The following is a 3205-nucleotide window of genomic DNA, read 5'->3' on the forward strand; positions in this document are numbered from 1 at the left end:
GGCTATTCCTTCGGTCTCGCCGACGAGCAGTCGGCCGAGCCCTCGGTGACGCCGCTCGCCGGCCTGCCCGTGGTCGGCGAGGACGGCAAGGCGACTTTCCCGGTCGCCGTCGACCAGTTGCCCTCGACCACCAAGCTGGTCGACGCCAAAGTCACCGTCCGCATGCGCGAAACCGGCGGCCGCGCCGTCGAGCGATCGCTCAACATCGGCATCCGCCCGCAGGGCCACATGATCGGCATCCGTCCGGATTTCGAGAACGACGAGGTGCCGCAGGGCGGCACGGCGAAGTTCAGCCTGATCGCCGTCGACCCCGACGGCAAGCGCGAGGCGCTGAAAGGCGCGCTGTGGTCGCTGGTCAAGGTCGAGCGCAATTACCAGTGGTACCGCTCCAACAATTCATGGAATTACGAGCCGGTCACCTTCACCAAATCGGTGGCCAACGGTCAGATCGATCTTGCCGCCGATGGCGAGGCAACCGTGTCGCTGCCGGTCGACTGGGGCCGCTACCGGCTCGAGGTCGAGACGGCTGATCCCGAGGGTCCGGCGACCAGCTACGAATTCGATGGCGGCTGGTATGTCAGTTCCACCACCACCGAAACGCCCGACGGCCTCGAGATTGCTCTCGACAAGGACACCTTCGCGGCTGGCGACGTGGCCAAGCTCAAGGTCTCGCCGCACTTTGCCGGCGAATTGCTGGTCACCATCGGCGCCGACAAATTGCTGAAGACCGTCACCGCAAGCGTACCTGCCGGCGGTGGAACCGTCGACATCCCGGTCGGCGACGACTGGGGCGCCGGCGCCTATGTTACAGCGACACTGTTCCGGCCGGGCGACGCGCAGGAGACGCGCATGCCAGCCCGCGCCATCGGCGTGAAATGGCTGGCGGTCGACCCGGGCTCGAAGAAGCTCGCCGTCACCTTGACGCCGCCTGAGAAGACAATGCCACGCCAGCAGCTGTCGATCCCGGTCGCGGTGGCAGGCGTGCAGCCTAGCAGCAATGCCTATGTGATGGTTGCCGCCGTCGATGTCGGCATCCTCAACCTCACCAACTACAAGGCGCCCGATCCGGAAAACTGGTTCTTCGGCCAGCGCATGCTGGGGCTTGAGATCCGCGACCTGTACGGCCGCCTGATCGACGGCTCGCTCGGCACCACCGGCAAGCTGCGCACCGGCGGCGACGGCGCCGCCTTGCAGGCGCAGGGCAGCCCGCCGACCGAGAAGCTGGTCGCCTTCTTCTCCGGTCCCGTTCAGCTCGATGCCGACGGCAAGGCCAGGATCGACTTCGACATCCCGCAGTTCAATGGAACCGTGCGTGTCATGGCCGTCGCCTGGACGAAGGAAGCGGTTGGCCACGCTCAGGCCGATGTCATCGTGCGCGATCCGGTGGTGATCACCGCCGGCCTGCCGCGCTTCCTGGCGCCCGGCGACAACGCTGTCATGCGCCTCGACATCGCCGACACCGACGGCCCAGCCGGCGACTATGCCCTATCGATCGACACGACAGGCGACCTGTCCACCGGCGACAAGCCGCTCCCCGGCAGGCTGACGCTCGCCCAGGGCAAGCGCCAGACCCTGACCGTGCCGTTGATCGCCAGGACGGCGGGCGACGCCACGATCACCGTCAAGCTCGCCCATGCCGACGGCACCGAGGTCGAGCAGACGCTCTACGTCCCGGTGCGGCCGGCGCAGTTGCCGCTCACCACCCGCCTAGTGGTCGACCTCAAGCCCAATGTCGGCGCCCTGCGCGTCGACAAGGAACTCCTGGCGGCAAGCCTGCTCGACGGCGCTTCGGTAAGCGTCGGCGTCTCTCAGGCGGCCGCCTTCGACGTGCCCTCGCTGCTGATGACGCTCGACCGCTACCCCTATGGCTGCGCCGAGCAGACGACCAGCCGCGCCATGCCGCTGCTCTATGTCAACGAGTTGGCCGAAGGCATCGGCATGGCCAGCGATCCGGACCTGCACGGCCGCATCCAGGACGCGATCTACAAGGTGCTGAGCTACCAGGCCTCGGCCGGCAGCTTCGGCCTGTGGGGCCCAGGCTCCGGCGATCTCTGGCTCGACGCCTATGTCAGCGACTTCCTGACCCGGGCGCGCGAGCAGAAATACGACGTGCCGGCGTTGGCGATGAACCAGGCGCTGAGCAACCTGCAGAACTCGCTCGGCTACGACCAGGACGTCCAGGATCGCGGCAGCGAGATCGCCTACGCGCTCTATGTGCTGGCCCGCAACAAGAAGGCCTCGATCGGCGATCTGCGCTACTATGCCGACACCCAGCTCGAAGCCTTCACCAGCCCGATGGCCGTAGCGCAGCTTGCGGCGAGCCTTGCTCTCTACGGCGACGCGCAGCGCTCGGAGGCCACCTTCCAGACCGCGCTGCGTCTGGCGCAGGCGAGCACCGAGTACGACTACTACCGCTCCGACTATGGTTCGCCGCTCCGCGACGGCGCGGCAATCCTGGCGCTGGCCGCCGAATCGAAGCCGGTGCCGACCATCGTGCCGGCGCTGATCAAGCTGGTGGCCCGGGAGCGCGCCGATGCCCGCTGGACGAGCACGCAGGACGAGTCCTGGATGCTCCTGGCGGCGCGGGCGCTGAAGGAGGGCAATGATTCCATCACGCTCTCCGTCAACGGTGCGCCGCATGCCGGTGGCTATTCCGACCGCTTCAGCGGCAGCGACATCGCCGACAGCCCGCTCACCATCGCCAACACCGGCAAGACGCCGCTGCAGGCGGTGGTCACCACGGTGGCCTCGCCGGTTGAGTCGCTGCCGGCCGGTGGCGACGGCTTCACCATCGATCGCACCTACTACAGGCTCGATGGCACCGAGGCCAACGTCACCGAGGCCACGCAGAACGAGCGCTATGTCGTCGTTCTCAAGGTCTATGAGCAGAACAGCTGGCCTTCGCGCCTCCTGATCACCGACCTGTTGCCGGCCGGCTTCGAGATCGACAATCCGGGCCTGGTGTCCAGCGCCCAGCTGTCGAACTTCTCCTGGCTGGCGCAGACCGACGCCGCCCATCTCGAGTTCCGCGACGACCGCTTCGTCGCGGCCTTCAACCCGAACGACGGCGACGGCGACCGCAACATCACGCTGGCCTATGTCGTGCGCGCGGTGACGCCCGGCACCTATGCCCATCCGGCGGCAACGGTGGAGGATATGTATAGGCCGCAATATTCGGCCCGCACCGCCACCGGCATGAAGGAGG

1 protein-coding gene is annotated in these 3205 nt (G+C 67.3%); it reads left to right on the top strand.

What is annotated here, in order from left to right:
• The coding region (locus EN742_RS29320; RefSeq protein WP_148670340.1) for an alpha-2-macroglobulin at nucleotides 1–3205 on the top strand (3205 nt) is incomplete at both ends.

It is taken from the genome of Mesorhizobium sp. M4A.F.Ca.ET.020.02.1.1 (genome assembly GCF_004022645.1).
In the GTDB taxonomy this organism is placed as follows: domain Bacteria; phylum Pseudomonadota; class Alphaproteobacteria; order Rhizobiales; family Rhizobiaceae; genus Mesorhizobium.